Source organism: Humitalea sp. 24SJ18S-53 (assembly GCF_050632385.1).
Lineage (GTDB): Bacteria > Pseudomonadota > Alphaproteobacteria > Acetobacterales > Acetobacteraceae > Humitalea.
This window is the reverse complement of record NZ_CP192599.1, coordinates 3,640,001-3,658,899: the sequence shown is the minus strand read 5'-3', so window position 1 is coordinate 3,658,899 and position 18,899 is coordinate 3,640,001. Positions and strand designations below refer to the sequence as shown.

Genomic DNA, 18,899 nt, shown 5'->3' with positions numbered 1-18,899 from the left:
TTTGCCGGGGCGTTACGCGTCCACCTTCGGTAGCATGAAGGGACGGCATGACGATCCAGCAATTTATGGGCCGGGAACAGGGGGCTTGGGGTCGCGCGACGGTGGGGGCGGGTCTCTGCCCAAGGCTTGGGCAAACGGTGCTTATGCGGCGGCCCGCACGGCAGGCGTCACGCGCCGCAGATGCCAGGCCACCGCCGTCGCCGCGACCGACAAGGTCGCGCCCATGACCCCGATCCCGGGCAGCCCAAGAATCGCGATACCGATGCCGCCGACTCCGGCACCGGCCGCCTGGCCGAGGAACAAGGCCGAGGCATTGCCCGCCAGCACGACCGTCCGCGCCGTCGGCACAAGCCCGACCAGGCGCGACTGCAGGATCGGCGCCAGGGCAAAGAGCGCGAAGGACGTGCCGAGGATGAAGAACCCCTGCAGGTAGGGCGCCCAGGCGCTGCCATCCGCCGCCCCCGCCAGCAGCGCGGTCTGGCCCAGTTGCATCGCAAACATCCCCATCGGCAGGAAGACCGCGGCGCGGATGCCATGCCGGTCGGCCAGCCAGCCGCCGACCGGCACCCCGGCGAGCGAGGCGACCCCCACGAGCATCTGCATGATCGCAACCCCCGACCCGGTCAGCCCGGAGACACGGTTCACCGCCGGGCCGATATAGGCGGCGAAGCAGAACACGGCGGCGAAGCCCAGGAAGGTCAGCGCCAGGGTTGGTGCCACGCCGGGGTTGCGCAATGCCTCCATGCCGATACGGCCCGCCCCGGCTTCGACCGCCACATCCGGCAACACCAGCCGGATCAGCAGCGCGGCCCCCAGGGCCAGCGCGCCTGCCAGCGCGAAGGCGCCGTGCCAGCCAAAGAACTCGCCGACCACCGACCCCATCGGGATGCCGAACAGGAAGGCGGCGGTGGTGCCGGCGATGACCATGGCCAGCGCCCGGCCGCGGTGTTCGGGCGGTGCCAGCATGGCGGCAGTGGCGCTGGCGGCCGGCACCACCACGGCGGCGGCGATGCCGCAGAGCACGCGCAGCCCCAGCAGAACAGGAAAAGACTGCACCATGACGATCAGGAGATTCAGCAAGGCCAGCACGACCAGCGCCCCAACGATCAACGCCCGGCGGGGCACCCGGGCGAAAAGCGATGCGACCAGCGGCGCGGACAGGCCGAAGGCCAAGGCAAAGACGGTGCCCAATTGCCCGGCCTGGGCAACGGGCACGGACAGGTCATGCGCCATTTCCCCCAGCATGCCGGCGAAGACGAAGGATTGCGTGGCGGTCGCGAAACTCGCGGCGGCCAGCACGGGGATGCGCGCCGCGGCGCCGGGGAGTGTCATGGTGGTTCCGAACGGTGAGTGACCGGGCTGGGAGTCACGCGGCCGGCAGCAGCGCGCCTGACGCCGCAGGCACTGCGACCAAGTCGGGACGCATGGCGGCGGCCTCGTGGCGATCCGCCAGATAAACATCGCGGACTGACGAACGTCAAGAATCGTCAGTTGACATGCCTGACCCGCGTTCAGGCCCTGAGCGCGCGGAGCAGGAAATCCACCATGACGTCGAGCTGACCCTTCAATTCGGCTTCCGACCGCCCCTGCCGCAGGCAGTCCGACAGCATGCGTGGATGCGTCCATACCATGGTCGCGGTCTTCACCATCTCCGCCCCGTTCGTCGTGTCGATCGGGGCGAAGGCGCCATCGGCGATGCCATCGGCCAGGATGCGGGCGATGGTCGCCTTGATCCCGATGACGAAGCGTTCGACCACCGCCCAGTGTTCGGTCATCGCGGCCTCCACCATGTCGTGCATGCGGCGTTCCTGGATGAACAGCCGCAGGTCGCTTTCAAACAAATGGTGCAGCAGGGCACGCAGGCGGGCCGCCGCCGGGCCCGGGCCGGATGCGATCGCCTCGGCCCCCGCCATGACGCCGTCCAGCATATGGGCGGCGATGGCCTCGTTGATCGCGCTTTTCGACGGGAAGAAGCGATAGACATTGGCCGGCGACATCGACAATTCGCGCGCGATATCGGCCACCGTGGTCTTCTGGTAGCCGATGCGGCGGAACAGCGCCTCGGCCACCGCCTCGATCCGGGCGCGGGTCGTGGCGGCGCGCTGGTCGGCCGAAGGGCGGGGGTCCTGCAGGCGTGACGCGGACATGTGGCACCGTGACGAATGACGTGAGGCGTCAGAATATCAGAGGCATTTGCATCACGCGAGTATCCCTGGATCGTGAACTCCGTCATGTCCTGGCGTATGGTTGTGACGCATTGCAACCGCCCCATCCAACGCCCCATGTTGGGTTCAGACGCTGTTAGGATTTTCGCCATGGCCGGTGCCCGATGACCGTTCCCGATGTCTCCCCCGCCGCGGCCTGGGCGGCGCTGAAATCCGACCCCGATGCGGTGCTGGTCGATGTCCGGACCGATGCGGAATGGACCTTCGTCGGTGTGCCGGACCTGTCGGAGGCCGGCAAGCAACCAGTGCTGATTCCCTGGCAGGTCTATCCGTCGATGCAGGTCAACGGCGCCTTCGCCGAACATCTGCGGCGGTCGGGCGTGACCCCGCTGTCCAAGGTCTTCTACCTCTGCCGGTCGGGTGCGCGGTCGCTGGCCGCAGCCCAGGCGGCGCAGGCGGCGGGATTCCCCAATGCTGCCAATGTCGCCGATGGGTTCGAGGGGCCGCCGGATGCCCAAGGGCATCGCGGCGCGACGGCCGGCTGGAAGGCCGGCGGCCTGCCCTGGCGGCAGCGGTAGGCGTCAGCCCCCGCCGCCGAAACCCGTCCGCACCACGACGCGTCCGAAGGCCACCGACGTATCCACCGTGATGGCATCGCCGTCCTCGGCCTTGGCCAGGGCGGCGACAATCTGCATGCCCAATCCCGCCGAGGATGTCGGGTCGAAATCGGGCGGAAAACCGCCCCCGTCATCCGAGACGGCGATCTCCAGGCCGCTGGCAAGCCGGTGGACCGCCACCCGCACGGAGCCGGCACCGTGCTTCAGCGCGTTGGTGACCAGTTCAACCGTGATGAGCCCGAGAGGGGCTATGTCGTCGGCGTCGAGGATGAAGGGGGTCACGTTCAGTTCAAGGCTGCGGCCCTCGACGATATTCGGCAGCAGCCCCTCCATGTCATCCAACAGCCCGCGCAGATAGGTGGCGATGTCGGTGCCTGTGATGGAACCGCCATCGTAAAGGCGGTGGTGAATGGCCGCGATCGCCATGACCCGCGCGGCGGCTTCCTCGATCAGGTGCTTCGATTCCGGGTTGGTCATGCGGTACGCCTGCATCGTCAGCATGCTCCGCACCAATTGCAGTGAGTTTTTAACGCGGTGATGAACCTCCTTCATCAACAGGTCCTTCTCCTGCAGCAGGGTCTGGTTCTGCTGCAAAAGCGCCTCCTTCTCGCCGAGCAGGGCTTCCAGGGCGTCCTGTCGCTTCTGGGCCTGGACCGCGACGGCCAGGGTATTGGCCAAGGTCTGCAGGAAGGTCACGTCATGGGCGTTGAAATCGTGCCGATCGGTGCTGTCGCCCTCCAGCACGCCAAAGCGCTCTCCATTGCCCGCCTGGATCAGGACGTTGATGGCGCTGCGGATATCGTGCTCCACCAACAGGGCGGGCGTGCGGAAGCGTTCCTCGCGATCCAGGTGGTTGGAAATCACCGGCAGGCCGGTGCGAAAGGCGTATCCGGCCGGGCTCGCCAGGTCCCCGCCAAATCGCGCATGGCCCACGACGCCATCCTTCCAGCCGACGCCCGCGCGGACCAGAAAAGTCGATTCCCCCGGTTCGTACTCAAGCACTTTGCCAAAACGGGCATCCAGGCCCTCGGCCGCCACCTTGCTGGCCTCGTCCAGGATGGCTTGCAGGCTGTCTGCCTGCATGGCGAAACGACCGAAGGCTGCGACCCGTTCCTGCTGCTGCAGCCGCATGGCAAGTTCCGGTGCGGTCAGACTGGGGGCGGTCTCGGGCATTCCCTCTTCCTTGGTCGTGTCCATGCGTTCTTACAGGAAACGGGTCTCAGCGCCTCCCCGCGATACGCTGGTTTTCCAGCCGCGACAGCAGCCGTACAACGGGCCAGAGCAGGATGAAATACGCGACGGCCGCCGCCACGATCGGCGTTGCGTTGTAGGTGACGCTCTGCGCCTGGCGCGCCTGGAACAGCAGCTCCGGCAGCGCCACGACCGAGGCGATGGAGGTGAGCTTCACCACCTCCAGCGTATTGGACACGAGGTCGGGCAGGACGTTTCGCACCGCCTGCGGCAAGACCACCAGGAAGAAGATGGGCAGCGGGCGCATCCCGAGCGCACGCGCTGCCTCGGCCTGGCCGCGCGGCACGCTTTCAAGGCCGGCCCGCAGGATCTCCGCATAATAGGCGCCGGTGTTGAGGAAGAAGCCGAGCGCCACGGCCCCCCAAGGCCCCAGGTCCAGCCCGGCGAAAGGCAGCCCGGCATACAAGAAGATCAGCAGCACCAGCGGCGGCAGCGCCCGGAACACATCCACCCAGGCCCCGGCCGGCAGGCGGATCCACGGGTTTTGCGAACGCGACAGCACCGCGAAGATCATGCCCCCCAGGATGCCGAGCGGCACCGTCATCGCCGACAGCAGCAGCGTCTGGATCAGGCCCGACTGCAGGATCGGCCAGGCCTGGACCACGATGGACCAGTCCAGGAAGGCCAGCCGGAAATCATCCCAGGTCATCGTGCGAAGGGCTTCGCATAGTGCCGTTCCACCCATCGGCCAAAGGCGACGACAGGCAGGAACAGCAGCAGATAGGCGATCGCGCCCAGGGTCAGCGGCGACGGGTTGGAGGAAAACGACACGGCCGATTGCGCCGCGCCCAGGATTTCGCTGACGGCGACGACGCTGCCGAGTGCCGTGCCCTTGGTGATCGCGATGGTGCGGTTGGTCAGCGGCGGGATCACCATGCGCAAGGCCTGCGGCAGCACCACCAGGAACAGCACCGGCAGGAAGCGCAGACCGAGCGCGCGCGCGGCCTCGGTCTGGCCAGGCGGCACGGCGGTGATGCCAGCCCAGAAGATTTCCTCGGAAAACGCCGCCAGGACCAGGGTCAGCGCCAGCCAGGTCGCGGCGAACCCGCTGAACGACAGCCCCGCCGCCGGCAGCCCGAAATACAGCAGCACGATGATCACCAGCGACGGCAGCGCGCGGAACAGATCGACGAAAAAGATGATCAGCCAGTTCAGCGGCCGCAACCCGAAGGCGCGGATGATGGCCAGGGTCAGCCCCAGGGCCAGCCCCGCCAGCACGATCAGCACCGCCAGTTCAATCGTGACCAGCAGCCCTTCCAGGATCTTCGGCCAGTATTGCGCAAGGACGCGCGCGTTGAAGAACGAGAAGACAAACGCGTCCCAGGCATTCATGTGCTTACGAGCAGCGCGGTTCGCGCGGCGTCGCGTCATAGCCGGCCAGCCCCGGGACGCCGGTGCCCGGGAAGACGGTGTTCTCCGCGTCATCCGCCGCCGGCGTGGTGCCGAACCATTGCTGCGACAGGCGCGCGATGGTGCCGTCCTTCTTCATGCATTCCAGCGCGTTTTCCAACGCCACCTGCATCGCGACATTGTCCCGGCGCAGCGGTGCCGACCAATGCGCTCGCGTATCGGTGATCACGAAGTCCGCGACGAATTGCGGCGTACGGGTCGCGGCGTAACGGACCACCGTGTTGCCGCCGAGGTTGGCATAGGCACGGCCCGACACCACGGCCTGGACCGCATCGGTCTGGGTGTCATAGGCCTGCACGGTGAAGCCGTAGCGTTCGGCATTGGCGGCGGCCCAGGCGTCATAGGCGCTGCCCTTGTTCACGCTGATCACCTTGCCGCGCAGGTCCGCCAGGCTCGTGATCGGCGCCGATCCGCGGCGAATGCCGAACTGGAAGGCGGTGAACAGGTAGCCCTCGGTGAACAGCATGTTTTCCGCGCGTTCGGCGGTCGCCGTCACGGGCGCGCACAGGAAGTCGTACCGCCCCGCGTTCATCGCCGGGACCAAGCCGGAGAAGGAGGCGCTGTCGATCACGATGTCACGCCCCATGCGGCGCGCGGCTTCGCGGAACAGGTCGATGTTGAAGCCCTGAACGCCGCCTTCCAGCCGCGGGAAAGCGTGGGGGGCGAAGGTGCCATCCACCGCGCAGCGCAGCGGCGGTTGGGCGGCGGGGGCCGGTGCTTGGGCCAGGGCAGGACCGGCCGCGAGGGCCAGCAGGGCTGCAAGGCGGGGCAGGGTGAGCATGGCTGGCATACCTTTCTGAATTTGATCGCACCCTGCCCGACCCCGCTCCTCGCAGGAAGGGGGCGGCGGGAGCAGCCTGCCTGCCCCGCGGCCTGGGGGCGCCGCTGGCTTGGGCAGGCGGGCATGCTGTGCCGCACAAAACATCATCCGTCCCGCCTTGCCTGGCCGGGGCGGTCTGCGATGTTCCGCCGCATGCCCCTCGATTCACGTGCGCCCCTGATGACCGTCCTGCTTGGCGGTCTTGCCGCCTTGCCCCCGCTGGCCATCGACATGGGGCTGCCGGCGCATGGGACCATCGCGCTGGCCCTTGGGGTGCCGGCGGCGCGGATGGGGCTGGTGCTGTCGCTGTTCATGCTGGGGTTTGCCTTGGCGCAGATCGTCGCGGGGCCGGTCAGCGACCGGTTCGGGCGGCGCCCGGTGCTGCTGGCCGGGACCGCGGTCTTTGGCCTGGCCGGGCTCGGCTGCGCGCTGTCGGGCGGGTTGGAGGCACTACTGGCCTGGCGCGCCATCCAGGGCGCCGGGGCCGGGGCGGCCGTGGTCATGGTCTTCGCCACCGTGCGCGACCTGTTCGAGGGGGCCGAGGCGCGGATGCGCCTGTCCGGCATCTCCATGGTGCTGTCCATCGCGCCGGTCGTGGCCCCCGCGATCGGGGCGCAGGTGCTGGCGGGCTTTGGCTGGCGTGCGGTGTTCGGCGTCCTGGCGACGGCCGGGGCGGGGCTGTGCGTCGCTGTCGCCTTCGCCTTCCGGGAAAGCAACGGGCGGCGCGACCCGACGGCGCTGGACGCCGCGCGACTGTTGTCGAACCACCTGCGCTGGCTGCGGCACCGCACCAGCCCGCTCTATGCGCTGATCAACGCCTTCTGCTTCGGCGCGGTCTTCGCCTGGGTGGCGGCGTCGCCGCTGGTGCTGATGGTCGGCTTCGGGGTGTCGGGCAGCGTCTATGGCGCGCTCTTTGCCATGACGGCGCTTGGCGTGATGGGCGGGGCCGCGGCGAACCGGCGCCTGGCCAGCCGGGGCGTGCCGGGGGGTGTCGCGCTGCGGTTCGGGCTGATGATGTCGGTGGTCGCATCCAGCGGCGTGCTGCTGTTGTCGGCCTGGGACTCGCCGTCGCTATGGGCGCTGATGCCGCTGCTGCTTGCCAATACCTTCACGATCGGCCTGGTGTCGCCGAATGCGACGGCGGCGGCCTTGCAGCCCTTCGGCACCATGGCCGGGGTTGCGGCGGCGCTTGGCGGGGCGACGCAATTCCTGGGCGGCGCGCTGTGGGGCGCGGTTGCCACCGCGCTGGTCGGCGTCTGGGGGCTGCCGGCGCTGGGGGCGGTGATGGCCGGATGCGCCCTGACGGCGCTGGGCATTCTGCAGGTGGTCGTGCGGCGGGGCGGCTGAGCCGTTACTCCGCGGCCAATGCTTCCGCCGCCTTGGCCGCCTCGATACGGGCGACCCGGGCTTCGACCAGCGACACGATGTGGTCCACCATCTCCTCGGTGCGGATCGTGTGGCTGGTCTTGCCCATGCCGTAGATCATGTGCGTCCCGGCACCGCCGCCGGTCAGCCCGATGTCGGTCATCAGCGCCTCACCAGGCCCGTTCACCACGCAGCCGATGATCGACAGCGTGACCGGCGTCTCGATATGCGACAGCCGGTCCTCCAGGGTCGCGACCGTGCGGATCACGTCGAAACCCTGCCGCGCGCAGGATGGGCAGGAGATGATCTTCACGCCCCGGTGCCGAATCCCAAGGGATTTCAGCATCTCCCAGCCGACATGGACCTCTTCCTCGGGCTCCGCCGACAGGGACACCCGCAAGGTGTCGCCGATCCCGGCCCAGAGCAGCGAGCCCAGCCCGATCGCGCTTTTCACCGTGCCGGCGCGTTTGCCGCCAGCCTCGGTGATGCCGATGTGCAGCGGGTGGTCGCAGACCTCCGCAAGCTGCTGATAAGCCGCGACGGCCAGGAACACGTCAGAGGCCTTCACGCTGATCTTGAACTCGTGGAAATCCAGGTCCTGCAGATGGGCGGCGTGCCACAGGGCGGATTCGACCAGCGCCTCGGGGTTGGGTTCGCCGTATTTCTCCAGCAGGTGCTTTTCCAGCGACCCGGCGTTCACCCCGATACGGATCGAACAGCCATGGTCGCGGGCGGCCTGCACGACCTCCTTCACGCGGTCCTTGCTGCCGATATTGCCCGGGTTGATCCGCAGGCAGGCGGCCCCGGCCCGGGCGGCCTCGATCGCGCGGCGGTAGTGGAAATGGATATCGGCGACGATCGGGACGTTCACCTCGCGCACGATCTCGGCTAGCGCGGCGGTGGACTCCTCAGTGGGGCAGGAGACGCGGACGATATCCACGCCGGCCAGTTCCGACAGGCGGATCTGCGCGATGGTCGCCGCCGCATCCTCGGTCGGCGTGTTGGTCATGGTCTGGACGGTGATCGGCGCATCGCCGCCCACCGGGACACGGCCGACCATGATCTGGCGCGACTTGCGGCGGAGGATCTGCTGGTACGGACGGTAGGACATGACGTCACGGCTCCGGTCTTGGGCCCCGGTCCTGGGCCGAGTATCAGCCGAATATGCCACCGGACCGGTGTTGGAAGAAGGGCAGGGGGAACGCCCCCAAACCTCAGCGTGCCGGCGGGCGTGCGGCGCGCAGCGTGTCCGGCGTCAGTGCCACGTCGCGCACCACGCCGACGCGCCCGGCCAGGACCTGCGACGGCTGGCCGTCCACCACGACTTCGAGCGATTGGGCACGCCCGGTCGTCAGCAACAGGCCCTCGCCGGGCGGCACCTGGAAGGTCTCGCCGGCGCGCAGGACACGGTTCATCAGGACTTGGCCACTGCGAGGGTCACGGATCTGGACCCAGGCTTCTTCCTGCGCCCGCAGGTTGATGCGGGCCGCTGCGGTCGCGGCGGGGGCGGGTGGTGTCGCCGTCGCGGCTGGCGCGGGCACGGCGGCCGGACCGCTCGGCACCAGCGTGCCGGCCGGCAGCGGGGCGGCGACGGGCGGCGGCGTGGCGGCGGTGGGGGCTGGCTGGCCTGGCCGGCCGGCAGCCGGCACGGGCGGTTGCCCCGCCGCGGGGCGCGCCCCGGCCGTTGCCGAGGTGGCGGCGCCGGGTGCTTGCGCGCCTGCGGCCGGTGCGGGAATGCCACCGGGGCCGGCCGGCGGCAGGGCGGGCAATTGCGCACCTTGGCGGGCGGTTTCCTCCAGGCGCGCGGGCAGTGGCGGCACGGCATCGACCGTGCGGTTGCCGGACCCGCTCCATTGATACCAGCCGACATAGGCGCCGATCACCAGCACCGCGCCGACCAGGATCACCGCACCCGCCGGCACGCCACGTTCAGGCACCGGTTCGGGGAAGACCAGGTCATTACCGCTGCGCGCCGCCGAACCGGCGCCATCGCGGAAGCGACGCACCAGCTCATCGGCATCGAGCCCCATCGCGGTCGCATAGGTGCGCACGAAGCCGGTCGCGTAGGCGGCGCCAGGCAGGTCGCGCACGCGGCCTTCTTCAAGCGCGGTCAGGTAGCGCTTGTTGATGCGCAGTTGTTCCGCGGTCTCCTCCAGGGAGACACCGAGGGAAACTCGGGCATCGCGCAACTCCTCGCCGACGCGGGCAGCCTCGCCGGCATGAGGATCGGGTCGCGAAGAGCGCTTCAGGTCGATTGCCACGGACGCTTCCCTAGCCTGCCCGGCGACGGGCGGCAAACGCTGCGTGCTGCGCTGCGACAAAGGTCACGCGGCGGTCGCCATGCGGGCGGCCAGCGCCGCCGCGGCCTGGCCGATCAACTCGGCCACGATCTCGGCGGCGGGGGCTTCGCGGGTCACCATGCCGACACTCTGCCCGGCCATGACGCTGCCGCTTTCCACATCGCCGTCGATCACGGCGCGGCGCAGCGCGCCGGCCCAAAAATGTTCGATCTCCAACTGGGCGGCTTCCTTGGTCAGTTCGCCCGACTGGAACTTGGCCAGCATGGCGGCCTGATGCGCCATGAAGCGCTTGGTGCCCTCGTTCACCAGGGCGCGCACGGGGATGACGGGGAAACGCTCGTCGATCTGCAGGGTCGGCACCGCATCGCGTGCGTTGCCGCGAATGAAGGCCTGCTTGAAGCGGGGATGGGCGATGCTTTCCGTCGCGGTGACGAAGCGGGTGCCAAGCTGCGCGCCGGCTGCCCCCATCTCCAGATAGGAGAGGATCGCCTCGCCCCGCCCGATGCCGCCCGCGACGAAGACCGGCACGTCGCGCAGATGCGGCAGGATTTCCTGCGCCAGCACGTTGAGCGACACCGGGCCGATGTGGCCGCCAGCCTCGCTGCCCTCGATCACCAGCGCATCGGCGCCGGACCGCACCAGCTTCTTGCCCAGGGCCAGGGCAGGGGTGAAGCAGACCACCTTGGCCCCGCCATCCTTGGCCGCGCGCAAGGCCGGGCCGGGGGGGATGCCGCCGGCAAAGACGATGTGGGTGACATTCGCCGCCAGGCAGACCTGCACCAGGTCCAGCAACTGCGGATGCATGGTGATCAGGTTCACGCCAAACGGCTTTTGCGTCAGCGCCTTGGTGCCGGCGATCTCCGCCTCAAGCCGCGCCGGGTCCATCGCCCCGCAGGCGATGACGCCAAAGGCGCCGGCGTTGGACAGCGCCGCGACCAGGTTGCGTTCGCTGACCCAGGACATCGCCCCGCCCATCAGCGCATAGCGGCAGCCGAAGAAGGCACTGCCGCGCGCCATCAGCCGGTCCAGCGCCGCATAGGCAGGTGCAGGCACGTCGGTCGGCAGCAGGGCCTCGGCGCCTTCGGCCATCACTTGCCTTCCGCGGCGGCCGGGGGTTCCGGGCCATCCAGCCCATAGGCCGTGTGCAGCGCCCGCACCGCGAGTTCGGTGTAATCCGCGCCCACCAGCACCGAGGTCTTGATCTCACTGGTCGAGATGACCTGGATGTTGATGCCCTTGGCGGCCAAGGTGCTGAACATCGTGGCGGCAACGCCCGCATGGCTGCGCATGCCGATGCCGACGATGCTGATCTTGGCGACCGCGGGGTCGGCCAGCAGCGCCTCGTAGCCGATGGAGGCGCGATGGTCCTCCAGCACCTGCCGCGCGCGCGGCAAATCGGCGCGGCCGACCGTGAAGGTCATGTCGGTGGTGCTATCGGCACCGACGTTCTGCACGATCATGTCCACGTTCACATTGGCTTCGGCCAGGGGGCCGAACACACCCGCGGCGATGCCGGGGCGGTCGGGGACGCGACGCAGGGTCACCTTCGCTTCATCCCGCGAATAGGCCACGCCGGTCACCAGGGGCTGTTCCACGATCTCATCCTCATCGACAACGAGCGAACCGGGCAGGTCCGCGAAACTGCTCAACACCTGCACGCGGACGCGGGCCTTCATGGCCAGTTCGACGCTGCGTGTCTGCAATACCTTGGCGCCCACCGACGCCAATTCCAGCATCTCCTCATAGGCGATGCGTTCCAGCTTTTTCGCGCGCGGCACCATGCGCGGGTCGGTGGTGTAGATGCCATCGACATCCGTGTAGATGTCGCAACGGTCGGCCTTGACCGCCGCCGCCAGCGCCACCGCCGACAGATCCGACCCGCCGCGGCCGAGGGTCGTGACCCGCCCGTCCGGTCCGACGCCCTGGAACCCCGCCACGACCGGCACCTGGCCGGCGTGCATGGCGGCGATCAGGCGATCGCCCTCGATGGACTCAACCCGCGCCTTGCCATGGGCGGCATCGGTCAGGATCGGCACCTGCCAGCCCTGCCAGGACCGGGCGTGCACGCCCACGGTCTGCAAGGCGATGGCGGTCAGCCCGATGGTCACCTGTTCGCCCGTCGCGACCACGTTATCGTATTCGGCCTGGTCGTGCAGCGGCGACAGCTCGCTGCACCATTTGACCAATTGGTTGGTGACGCCGGACATGGCCGAGACCACGACGGCGACCTCATGCCCGGCTTTCACCTCGCGCGCGACACGCGCTGCGACGTTGCGGATACGGTCCAGGTCGGCGACGGAGGTGCCGCCGAACTTCATCACGATACGGGCCATCGGGGGGTTGGGGTCTTCTTCCGGCAGGTTGCGCCAGCCTGTTGCACGCGGCGCGGGGGCGGGACATCTACCGAGCGCGGTGCCGCACCGCAACCGGAGCCCGCCCCATGTCCGTACCAAACGCCCCAAATACCGCCGAACCGGGGGAGATTCGCCGCTTCGACGCGTTGGCCGACCGCTGGTGGGACCCGAAGGGACCCATGGCGCCGCTGCACCGGATGAACCCGGCCCGGATCGGCTGGATCGAGGCCCGGCTGGGGTCGCTGACAGGACTCCATATCCTGGACGTGGGCTGCGGCGCCGGCCTGGCCGCCGAGGCACTGGCCAAGAAGGGCGCCATGGTGACCGGCATCGACGCCGCCGGCGCTGCCCTGGCGGCGGCCCGGGACCACGCGGCAGGGGCGGGGCTGGAAGTGGACTATCGCGAAACCACCCCCGAAACCCTGGCCGAAACCGGCGCCCGCTTCGACGCGGTGCTGGCGCTGGAGGTGATCGAGCATGTGCCCATCGACCAGCGCCCGGCCTTTTGCGCGGCCCTTGCGGCCCTGGTGAAGCCGGGGGGGACGGTGGTGCTCTCCACCTTGAACCGGACGCGGCGGTCTTGGCTGTTTGCCATCGCCGGGGCGGAATACGTGCTGCGCCTGCTGCCGCGGGGCACGCATGACTGGAAGCTGTTCGTAACCCCGGCCGAATTGGGCACCCTGCTGCGCGGGGCGGGCCTGCGGCCGGCCGAGGTGGCGGGGCTGTTGCCCGACCCGCGGACCGGCGGCTTCCGGACCGGGACGGATGTCGCGGTGAACTACATGATGGCCGCGCGGGCTTGATGCCCATTGCCCATAGGTCCCGGCGGCGCTAACGCCCGCGCCATGGAAAAGCTGCAACCCGTCCGAGGCACCCGCGACCTGATTGGCGAGGATTTTTCCCGCTACCAGACGGTGATCGATACCGCCCGCCGAATCGCGGCCCTCTATGGGTTCGAGGAATGGGTGACCCCGATTTTTGAGGACACACGGGTGTTTTCCCGTGGCCTCGGCGATACTTCGGATGTGGTGTCGAAGGAGATGTATTCCTTCACCGACCGTGGCGGCGACAGCGTGACCCTGCGGCCCGAGAACACCGCGGGTGTCTGCCGGGCGCTGGTGTCGAACGGCTTGGCCCAGGCGAACCTGCCCCGGAAGGTGTTCTACGCAGGCCCGATGTTCCGCTACGAGCGCCCGCAAAAGGGCCGCTACCGCCAGTTCCACCAGATCGGCTGCGAAATCCTGGGCGCGGCCGAACCGCTGGCGGATGCCGAGGCCATCGCTGCCGGCTGGAACATCCAGCAGGAGCTCGGGATGACCGAGGGCGTGATGCTGGAACTCAATACCCTGGGCGATGCGGATAGCCGCGACGCCTATCGCGCCGCCCTGGTCGCGTATTTCTCGGCGCATGAGGCCGATCTTTCGCCCGACAGCCGCACGCGGCTGGAGAAGAACCCGCTGCGCATCCTGGACAGCAAGGACGAGGGCGACCGCAGACTGGTCGCCGGCGCGCCGCTCATCCAGGACCACCTGACCATGGCGGCACGCGACTTCTACAACGGCGTGAAGCGCGGCCTGGATGATTTCGGCGTGCCGTTCCGGGAAAACCCGCGGATTGTCCGTGGCCTCGACTACTACAGCCACACCGCCTTTGAATTCGTCACCGACCGCCTTGGCGCGCAGGGCACGGTCATGGCCGGCGGCCGCTACGAGGGTCTGGTCGAGGAAATGGGCGGGCCGCCGACACCCTCCGTCGGCTGGGCGGCCGGCGTGGAGCGGCTGGGCATGTTGCTGGATGCCTGGGCGAAGCCCGCGGCGCCTGTCGCTGTGATCCCGGTCGGCGATGCGGTGCAAGGGACGGCGCTGCGGGTCCTGTCGGATCTGCGGCGGGCCGGGATCGCCGCCGAGATCGCCTACAAGGGCAATGTGAAGCGCCGGATGGAACGCGCGAACAAGATCGGCGCCCGGGCCGCGGTGATCATCGGCGAGGAAGAAGCCGCCGCCGGCACCGCGCAGGTGAAGGACCTGGGCACGGGCGAACAGGCGCTGGTGCCGCTCGCGGACCTGGCCGCGCGGCTGGGATGAGCCTCGCCGAGAAACTCGACCGGCTGGTCTCGCGGTCGCAGGAGATCGCGGCCACACTGGAAACCGCCGATGGCGCCCGGGTGGGGGTGCTGTCGAAGGAACTCGCCGACCTCGAACCCATCGTCGCCCGCATCGAGGCCCTGCGCGCCGCCGAACGCGCGCGGGACGAGGCGACGGCGATGCTGACCGACCCTGAGATGCGCGAACTGGCCGAGGCCGATCTGGCCGAGATTTCGCAGACCCTGCCGGCGCTTGAGCGCGAGGTGCGGCTTCTGCTGCTGCCCAAGGATGCGGCCGACGAACGCAGCGCCATCCTGGAAATCCGTCCCGCCGCTGGTGGCGACGAAGCCGGGCTTTTCGCCGCCGAACTCTTTGGGGCCTACCGACGCTACGCCGAAGCGCGTGGCTGGCGGTTCGAGGTGCTGGAATTCGACGAAAGCGATCTTGGCGGGCTGAAGGGCGCGACCGCCGAAGTCGCCGGCCGCGGCGTTTTTGCGAGGCTGAAATACGAAAGCGGCGTGCATCGCGTGCAGCGGGTGCCCTCCACGGAAACGCAGGGCCGCATTCATACCTCGACCGTGACGGTGGCCGTGCTGCCGGAGGCTGAGGAGGTGGATGTGCAGGTCAATGACAGCGACCTGCGGATCGACACCTACCGCGCCTCGGGCGCCGGCGGGCAGCATGTGAACAAGACGGATAGCGCCGTCCGCATCACCCATCTGCCGACCGGCATCGTGGTGGCGATGCAGGAGGAGCGGAGCCAGCACAAGAACCGCGCCAAGGCGATGAAGATCCTGCGGGCGCGGATGTATGAGGCGCAGCGCAACACGCTGGATTCGGCCCGCGCCGCCGACCGCAAGGGCCAGATCGGCACCGGTGACCGCAGCGAACGCATCCGCACCTACAATTTTCCGCAGGGACGGGTCACCGACCACCGCATCGGCTTCACCCTGCACAAGATCGAACGGGTGATGCTGGGCGAGTTGGACGAGATCATCGATGCGCTGACCGCAGAGGACCAGGCATCGCGCCTGGCGGCCGAGGGGCTGTGACCGCCTGCGCCGATCCGGGTGGGTCGGTCGGGGCCTTTCTGTGCCAGGCGGGGCAGGTGCTGCGCGGCGCCGGGGCGGATAATCCCAGGGGGGAAGCAAGGGCGCTGCTGGCCCATGCCATGGGCTGCGCGCCCGACGCGCTGTTGCGCGATCCCCGTGCGCCGGTCCCGGCCGAAGCGGCAGCAGCGTTCGGTGACTTGCTGCGGCGGCGCCTGGCCGCCGAGCCGATGGCGCACCTGCTGGGGCGGCAGGGGTTCTGGACCTTGGACCTCGGCGTTTCACCCGCGACCCTGATCCCGCGTCCGGACAGCGAATCGCTGGTCGAAATGGCGCTGGCCGAGGCGCCGGACCCCGCCAGGGTGCTGGACCTGGGCACCGGCACCGGGGCCTTGCTGCTGGCGGTCCTGGCGGAATGCCCGGCCGCCTGGGGTGTCGGGACCGATCGCGTGGCCGCGGCAGTGGCGCTGGCGGCGGCGAATGCGGCGGCGAATGGGCTGGCGGGACGGGCGGCTTTCGTCTGCGCCGACTGGGCGGCCCCGCTGGCGGGACGTTTCGACCTGATCTTGTGCAATCCACCTTATATAGAGAGCGCAGACCTGCCCGGGCTGATGCCGGAGGTCGCGCGATTCGAGCCCGCTTCGGCCTTGGACGGCGGGGCAGATGGGCTGGACGCCTATCGGGCCGTCTGTGCCGCGCTGCCGGCGCTGCTGTCGCCGGGCGGAGTCGCGGTGCTCGAACTCGGCGCAGGGCAGCGCCAGGCGGTCGAAGCGATTGCCATCAAGGCCGGGTTGCGCCCGATCGGGGCGCGCCCGGACCTGGGCGGGCACGACCGGGCGCTGGGGCTTCGCCTGGCGTGACGGCCCCGGGGCCAAGAAACCGTTTGCTGACAGGGCGCTCTGCCGATAGATTGCAGGACGCGGCCGTAAGGCAGCCAAGCTGGCCAGATGCCCGGGCTGGTCGGAACCTTTGGGTTCCGCCAAAATCATCCCGTCCCTGGCCGTGCTGGTTCGGTTCAGTCCAGCGGGCCGCGAGACGACCACCCAATAAAGTCCCGATCACTGGCATGCGCGAAGCGTGCCGATGCTGACGGGCACGGAACGGCGAACAAGATAACGATGAACATGAAGCGCATGCGCGGCCGTGGCGGCAATCGCCATGGCGGGGGTGGTGGCAGCGGCGGTGGCGGCGGCGGCGGGGGCGGTGCCTATCGGCATGCGGGCCAGGGCGGTGGCGGGCAGCAACCCCTGAACCGGAACCATGTCTTCGACAGCAGCGGCCCCGATATGCGGATGCGCGGCACGGCGCAGCAGTTGTTCGAAAAATACCTCCAGGTCGGCCGCGACGCGACTGGCGCCGGTGACCGGGTCATGGCGGAATCCTACTTCCAGCACGCCGAACATTACTTCCGCATCCTGAACGCCATGGCGCAGGCCGCGGCGCCCCATGCCTCGGGCCAGCACCAGCAGGCAGCGCCGCAGCAGCAGGGCCGCTGGCGCAATGGGCCGGAACAGCCGGGCGACCAGACTTACCAGGACGACCAGAACCAGCCGTATCAGCCTGGCCCCGACCAGAACCCGGCGATCCAGAACCTGGGCGCGCCCGAGGTGATGGCCCAGGGGAACGGCCAGGCCCAGGACGGCGACGACCAGGCGGAAGCGCGCGGCCAGGGCTGACGCCCGGCCGCTTAAGGCAAGGGTTCGATCGCGTCGCCCAGCGCGATCCGCCCGCCTTCGACCACGACGGCATGCACGCCGAGGTCGGCGTGGCCAAAATGTTCGCGCAGCAGCTTGGGTACGTCGGCGTCGCGGATTCCGGTCTGCAGATCGACCTGCGTCGCCGGGCAGCGCACGGTGCGCTTGAACACTTCCAGGGTCGCGCCGCCGCATTGGATGCGCTTGCCGACCCAATCGAACTCGGCCCAGGCCGGCAGCCCTGAAAAATAGATGTTGGCGCGGAAGCGCAGCGGGTCGAGCGGCCGGCCGATGGCGGCCTCCAGCGCATGCAGGCTGGCCAGGTTGATCAGCGAGACGCCCTTGCGGCGCTGATCGGTGAAGGCATGGCCGGGGGCCTCGACGAAGCGGGGCGTGCCGCGGGCTTCCTCGCCCAGGAACGCCGCCAGCCATGCGCCCAGCGCGGCCCGGCCATCTGCCGTGTCCGTGGGGGCGATCAGCGGCGCGTGGCCGGGGGCCTGGAGCGTCAAGGTGCCCCGGCGCGGGTCGAAGGCCGAACGCACCAGCGCGACCCGCGCATTGGCCATCAGGCAAGCAAAATTCTGCTTGGGCAGGAAGGCCGGGGCCGCGGTGTCGAAGGGGGCGTCGCCCTGCGCCAGTGCGAAGCGGCGATCGTGGGGGAAGGTCTCGCCCGGGTCGACATGGACCTCCTCCAGCGCCTCGGCCGAAAGCCCCTTCACCGGGTAGCGATACACATGCTCGATCCGCACCCTTCGTCTCCCCTTGAAACCGACCTCGTTCCCTTACCAGATGAAATCCCGACAGCGCAGGGGCCTTCGCCTATTCAGGGGTGGTTCGTGCTGGTTGCCTCACAGAGGGACAGAACATGGACATTGAACAATTTACCGAACGGTCTCGCGGCTTCCTGCAGGCGGCGTCCACCATCGCCATCCGCGAATTCCACCAGCGGCTCCAGCCGGAGCACCTGCTGAAGGCGCTGCTTGACGACCCGGAGGGCGCTGCCTCCGGCCTGATCAAGGCGGCCGGGGGCGATCCCGCCCGTGCCAAGCAGGCGGTGGACGCCGAAATCGCAAAGATCCCCAAGGTCAGCGGCGGTGGCGCCAATGCCCAGCCGCAGATCACGCCCGACCTGGTGCGCGTGCTCGATGCCGCCCAGCAATCGGCCCAGAAGGCCGGTGACAGCTTTGTCGCCCAGGATCGCCTGCTGGTGGCGCTGGCCGCCGCCGACGGCCCGACCGGGCGCGCGTTGCGCGCCGCGGGCGCCGATCCGCAGCGGCTGGAGGCCGCGGTCGCCGACCTGCGCAAGGGTCGCAAAGTGGATAGCGCCGGGGCCGAAGCCAGTTTCGACGCGCTGAAGAAATACGCCCGCGACCTGACCGCCGCGGCGCGGGAGGGCAAGCTTGACCCCGTGATCGGGCGCGACGAGGAAATCCGCCGCGCGATCCAGGTCCTGGCCCGGCGCACCAAGAACAACCCGGTGCTGATTGGCGAACCCGGCGTCGGCAAGACCGCGATCGTCGAAGGCCTGGCCCTGCGCGTGGTGAACGGCGATGTGCCGGAGGCGCTGAAGGGCAAGCAGGTCCTGGCGCTGGATCTCGGCGCCCTGGTCGCCGGCGCAAAATTCCGCGGCGAGTTCGAGGAACGGCTGAAGGCCGTGCTGACCGAGATAGAGGGCGCCAAGGAAGGCGTGATCCTGTTCATCGACGAGATGCACACGCTGGTCGGCGCGGGCAAGGCGGATGGCGCGATGGATGCGTCCAACCTGCTGAAGCCCGCCCTGGCGCGCGGCG

19 protein-coding genes (1 of these 19 cut by a window edge) are annotated in these 18,899 nt (G+C 69.2%); 8 read left to right on the top strand and 11 right to left on the bottom strand.

Going from position 1 to position 18,899, the window contains the following annotated elements:
* Positions 1 to 141: 141 nt before the first annotated feature.
* Positions 142 to 1,332 (bottom strand): MFS transporter, encoded by a 1,191-nt coding sequence (locus tag ACQW02_RS17470; RefSeq protein WP_431281185.1) that lies wholly within the window; start codon positions 1,330 to 1,332, stop codon positions 142 to 144.
* Positions 1,333 to 1,511: 179 nt separating this feature from the next.
* On the bottom strand, positions 1,512 to 2,147 hold the full coding sequence (locus ACQW02_RS17465; RefSeq protein WP_431281184.1) for a TetR/AcrR family transcriptional regulator: 636 nt from the start codon (positions 2,145 to 2,147) through the stop codon (positions 1,512 to 1,514).
* 182 nt (positions 2,148 to 2,329) lie between these two features.
* On the opposite strand from ACQW02_RS17465, the gene ACQW02_RS17460 reads away from it, so the two are divergent.
* Positions 2,330 to 2,743, top strand: a complete 414-nt coding sequence (locus ACQW02_RS17460; RefSeq protein WP_431281183.1) for a rhodanese-like domain-containing protein — start codon at positions 2,330 to 2,332, stop codon at positions 2,741 to 2,743.
* 3 nt (positions 2,744 to 2,746) lie between these two features.
* On the opposite strand, the gene ACQW02_RS17455 is transcribed toward ACQW02_RS17460, so the two are convergent.
* The 4 genes from ACQW02_RS17455 to ACQW02_RS17440 are packed head-to-tail and all read right to left on the bottom strand — an operon-like array spanning position 2,747 to position 6,224.
* The gene (locus tag ACQW02_RS17455) at positions 2,747 to 3,955 is read right to left on the bottom strand and encodes a sensor histidine kinase (protein WP_431281182.1); all 1,209 of its coding nucleotides are present in this window, start codon (positions 3,953 to 3,955) and stop codon (positions 2,747 to 2,749) included.
* A gap of 46 nt (positions 3,956 to 4,001) precedes the next feature.
* The gene (locus ACQW02_RS17450; RefSeq protein WP_431281181.1) at positions 4,002 to 4,682 is read right to left on the bottom strand and encodes an amino acid ABC transporter permease; all 681 of its coding nucleotides are present in this window, start codon (positions 4,680 to 4,682) and stop codon (positions 4,002 to 4,004) included.
* Positions 4,679 to 5,365 carry an amino acid ABC transporter permease gene (locus ACQW02_RS17445; RefSeq protein WP_431281180.1) on the bottom strand — a complete coding sequence of 229 codons (687 nt, stop codon included), beginning with the start codon at positions 5,363 to 5,365 and terminating at the stop codon, positions 4,679 to 4,681. The genes ACQW02_RS17450 and ACQW02_RS17445 overlap by 4 nt, the downstream gene beginning before the upstream one ends.
* Positions 5,366 to 5,369: 4 nt before the next feature.
* Positions 5,370 to 6,224 carry a transporter substrate-binding domain-containing protein gene (locus ACQW02_RS17440; protein ID WP_431281179.1) on the bottom strand — a complete coding sequence of 285 codons (855 nt, stop codon included), beginning with the start codon at positions 6,222 to 6,224 and terminating at the stop codon, positions 5,370 to 5,372.
* A gap of 219 nt (positions 6,225 to 6,443) precedes the next feature.
* Between ACQW02_RS17440 and ACQW02_RS17435 the strand changes: the two genes are divergently transcribed.
* Positions 6,444 to 7,610, top strand: a complete 1,167-nt coding sequence (locus ACQW02_RS17435) for a multidrug effflux MFS transporter (protein ID WP_431281178.1) — start codon at positions 6,444 to 6,446, stop codon at positions 7,608 to 7,610.
* Between the two features lie 4 nt (positions 7,611 to 7,614).
* On the opposite strand, the gene ispG is transcribed toward ACQW02_RS17435, so the two are convergent.
* The 4 genes from ispG to ACQW02_RS17415 form a co-directional block, all read right to left on the bottom strand.
* Positions 7,615 to 8,739 (bottom strand): flavodoxin-dependent (E)-4-hydroxy-3-methylbut-2-enyl-diphosphate synthase, encoded by a 1,125-nt coding sequence (ispG, locus tag ACQW02_RS17430; protein WP_431281177.1) that lies wholly within the window; start codon positions 8,737 to 8,739, stop codon positions 7,615 to 7,617.
* 103 nt (positions 8,740 to 8,842) lie between these two features.
* The gene (locus ACQW02_RS17425; protein ID WP_431281176.1) at positions 8,843 to 9,889 is read right to left on the bottom strand and encodes a helix-turn-helix domain-containing protein; all 1,047 of its coding nucleotides are present in this window, start codon (positions 9,887 to 9,889) and stop codon (positions 8,843 to 8,845) included.
* Between the two features lie 63 nt (positions 9,890 to 9,952).
* Positions 9,953 to 11,017, bottom strand: coding sequence for an NAD(P)H-dependent flavin oxidoreductase (locus ACQW02_RS17420; RefSeq protein WP_431281175.1), 1,065 nt, complete (start codon positions 11,015 to 11,017; stop codon positions 9,953 to 9,955).
* On the bottom strand, positions 11,017 to 12,261 hold the full coding sequence (locus ACQW02_RS17415; protein ID WP_431281174.1) for an aspartate kinase: 1,245 nt from the start codon (positions 12,259 to 12,261) through the stop codon (positions 11,017 to 11,019). The genes ACQW02_RS17420 and ACQW02_RS17415 overlap by 1 nt, the downstream gene beginning before the upstream one ends.
* Before the next feature lie 107 nt (positions 12,262 to 12,368).
* Here ACQW02_RS17415 and ubiG point away from each other — a divergent pair, with 107 nt between their 5' ends.
* The 5 genes from ubiG (at position 12,369) to ACQW02_RS17390 (ending at position 17,091) form a co-directional block, all read left to right on the top strand.
* A complete protein-coding gene (gene ubiG / locus ACQW02_RS17410; RefSeq protein ID WP_431281173.1) occupies positions 12,369 to 13,085 on the top strand; it encodes a bifunctional 2-polyprenyl-6-hydroxyphenol methylase/3-demethylubiquinol 3-O-methyltransferase UbiG in 717 nt (238 codons plus the stop codon).
* A 42-nt stretch (positions 13,086 to 13,127) separates the two neighbouring features.
* A complete protein-coding gene (gene hisS / locus ACQW02_RS17405) occupies positions 13,128 to 14,366 on the top strand; it encodes a histidine--tRNA ligase (RefSeq protein ID WP_431281172.1) in 1,239 nt (412 codons plus the stop codon).
* A complete protein-coding gene (prfA, locus tag ACQW02_RS17400; protein ID WP_431281171.1) occupies positions 14,363 to 15,418 on the top strand; it encodes a peptide chain release factor 1 in 1,056 nt (351 codons plus the stop codon). Before hisS ends, prfA begins: the two co-directional genes overlap by 4 nt.
* Complete coding sequence (gene prmC / locus ACQW02_RS17395; RefSeq protein WP_431281170.1) at positions 15,415 to 16,275, top strand: peptide chain release factor N(5)-glutamine methyltransferase; 861 nt, start codon at positions 15,415 to 15,417, stop codon at positions 16,273 to 16,275. The genes prfA and prmC overlap by 4 nt, the downstream gene beginning before the upstream one ends.
* A gap of 264 nt (positions 16,276 to 16,539) precedes the next feature.
* The gene (locus ACQW02_RS17390; protein ID WP_431281169.1) at positions 16,540 to 17,091 is read left to right on the top strand and encodes a DUF4167 domain-containing protein; all 552 of its coding nucleotides are present in this window, start codon (positions 16,540 to 16,542) and stop codon (positions 17,089 to 17,091) included.
* Positions 17,092 to 17,102: 11 nt separating this feature from the next.
* Here the strand turns inward: ACQW02_RS17390 and ACQW02_RS17385 are convergent, their stop codons facing one another.
* Positions 17,103 to 17,858, bottom strand: coding sequence for an MOSC domain-containing protein (locus ACQW02_RS17385; RefSeq protein WP_431281168.1), 756 nt, complete (start codon positions 17,856 to 17,858; stop codon positions 17,103 to 17,105).
* Between the two features lie 116 nt (positions 17,859 to 17,974).
* On the opposite strand from ACQW02_RS17385, the gene clpB reads away from it, so the two are divergent.
* Positions 17,975 to 18,899 carry the 5' end (the start) of an ATP-dependent chaperone ClpB gene (clpB, locus tag ACQW02_RS17380; RefSeq protein ID WP_431281167.1) on the top strand. Its footprint extends 1,676 nt past the window's final position, so only the first 925 of its 2,601 coding nucleotides appear in the window; its start codon is at positions 17,975 to 17,977; its stop codon lies off the right edge, out of view.

Bases quoted from the DNA above. Each gene is read 5' to 3' on its own strand.
- ACQW02_RS17470 (WP_431281185.1), bottom strand. From the start codon at position 1,332: ATGACACTCCCCGGCGCCGCGGCGCGCATCCCCGTGCTGGCCGCCGCG.
- ACQW02_RS17435 (WP_431281178.1), top strand. From the start codon at position 6,444: ATGACCGTCCTGCTTGGCGGTCTTGCCGCCTTGCCCCCGCTGGCCATC.
- ispG (WP_431281177.1), bottom strand. From the start codon at position 8,739: ATGTCCTACCGTCCGTACCAGCAGATCCTCCGCCGCAAGTCGCGCCAG.
- ACQW02_RS17445 (WP_431281180.1), bottom strand. From the start codon at position 5,365: ATGAATGCCTGGGACGCGTTTGTCTTCTCGTTCTTCAACGCGCGCGTC.
- ACQW02_RS17390 (WP_431281169.1), top strand. From the start codon at position 16,540: ATGAAGCGCATGCGCGGCCGTGGCGGCAATCGCCATGGCGGGGGTGGT.
- ACQW02_RS17420 (WP_431281175.1), bottom strand. From the start codon at position 11,017: ATGGCCGAAGGCGCCGAGGCCCTGCTGCCGACCGACGTGCCTGCACCT.
- ACQW02_RS17455 (WP_431281182.1), bottom strand. From the start codon at position 3,955: ATGCCCGAGACCGCCCCCAGTCTGACCGCACCGGAACTTGCCATGCGG.
- prfA (WP_431281171.1), top strand. From the start codon at position 14,363: ATGAGCCTCGCCGAGAAACTCGACCGGCTGGTCTCGCGGTCGCAGGAG.
- hisS (WP_431281172.1), top strand. From the start codon at position 13,128: ATGGAAAAGCTGCAACCCGTCCGAGGCACCCGCGACCTGATTGGCGAG.
- ACQW02_RS17465 (WP_431281184.1), bottom strand. From the start codon at position 2,147: ATGTCCGCGTCACGCCTGCAGGACCCCCGCCCTTCGGCCGACCAGCGC.
- ACQW02_RS17450 (WP_431281181.1), bottom strand. From the start codon at position 4,682: ATGACCTGGGATGATTTCCGGCTGGCCTTCCTGGACTGGTCCATCGTG.
- ubiG (WP_431281173.1), top strand. From the start codon at position 12,369: ATGTCCGTACCAAACGCCCCAAATACCGCCGAACCGGGGGAGATTCGC.
- ACQW02_RS17415 (WP_431281174.1), bottom strand. From the start codon at position 12,261: ATGGCCCGTATCGTGATGAAGTTCGGCGGCACCTCCGTCGCCGACCTG.
- ACQW02_RS17460 (WP_431281183.1), top strand. From the start codon at position 2,330: ATGACCGTTCCCGATGTCTCCCCCGCCGCGGCCTGGGCGGCGCTGAAA.
- ACQW02_RS17440 (WP_431281179.1), bottom strand. From the start codon at position 6,224: ATGCTCACCCTGCCCCGCCTTGCAGCCCTGCTGGCCCTCGCGGCCGGT.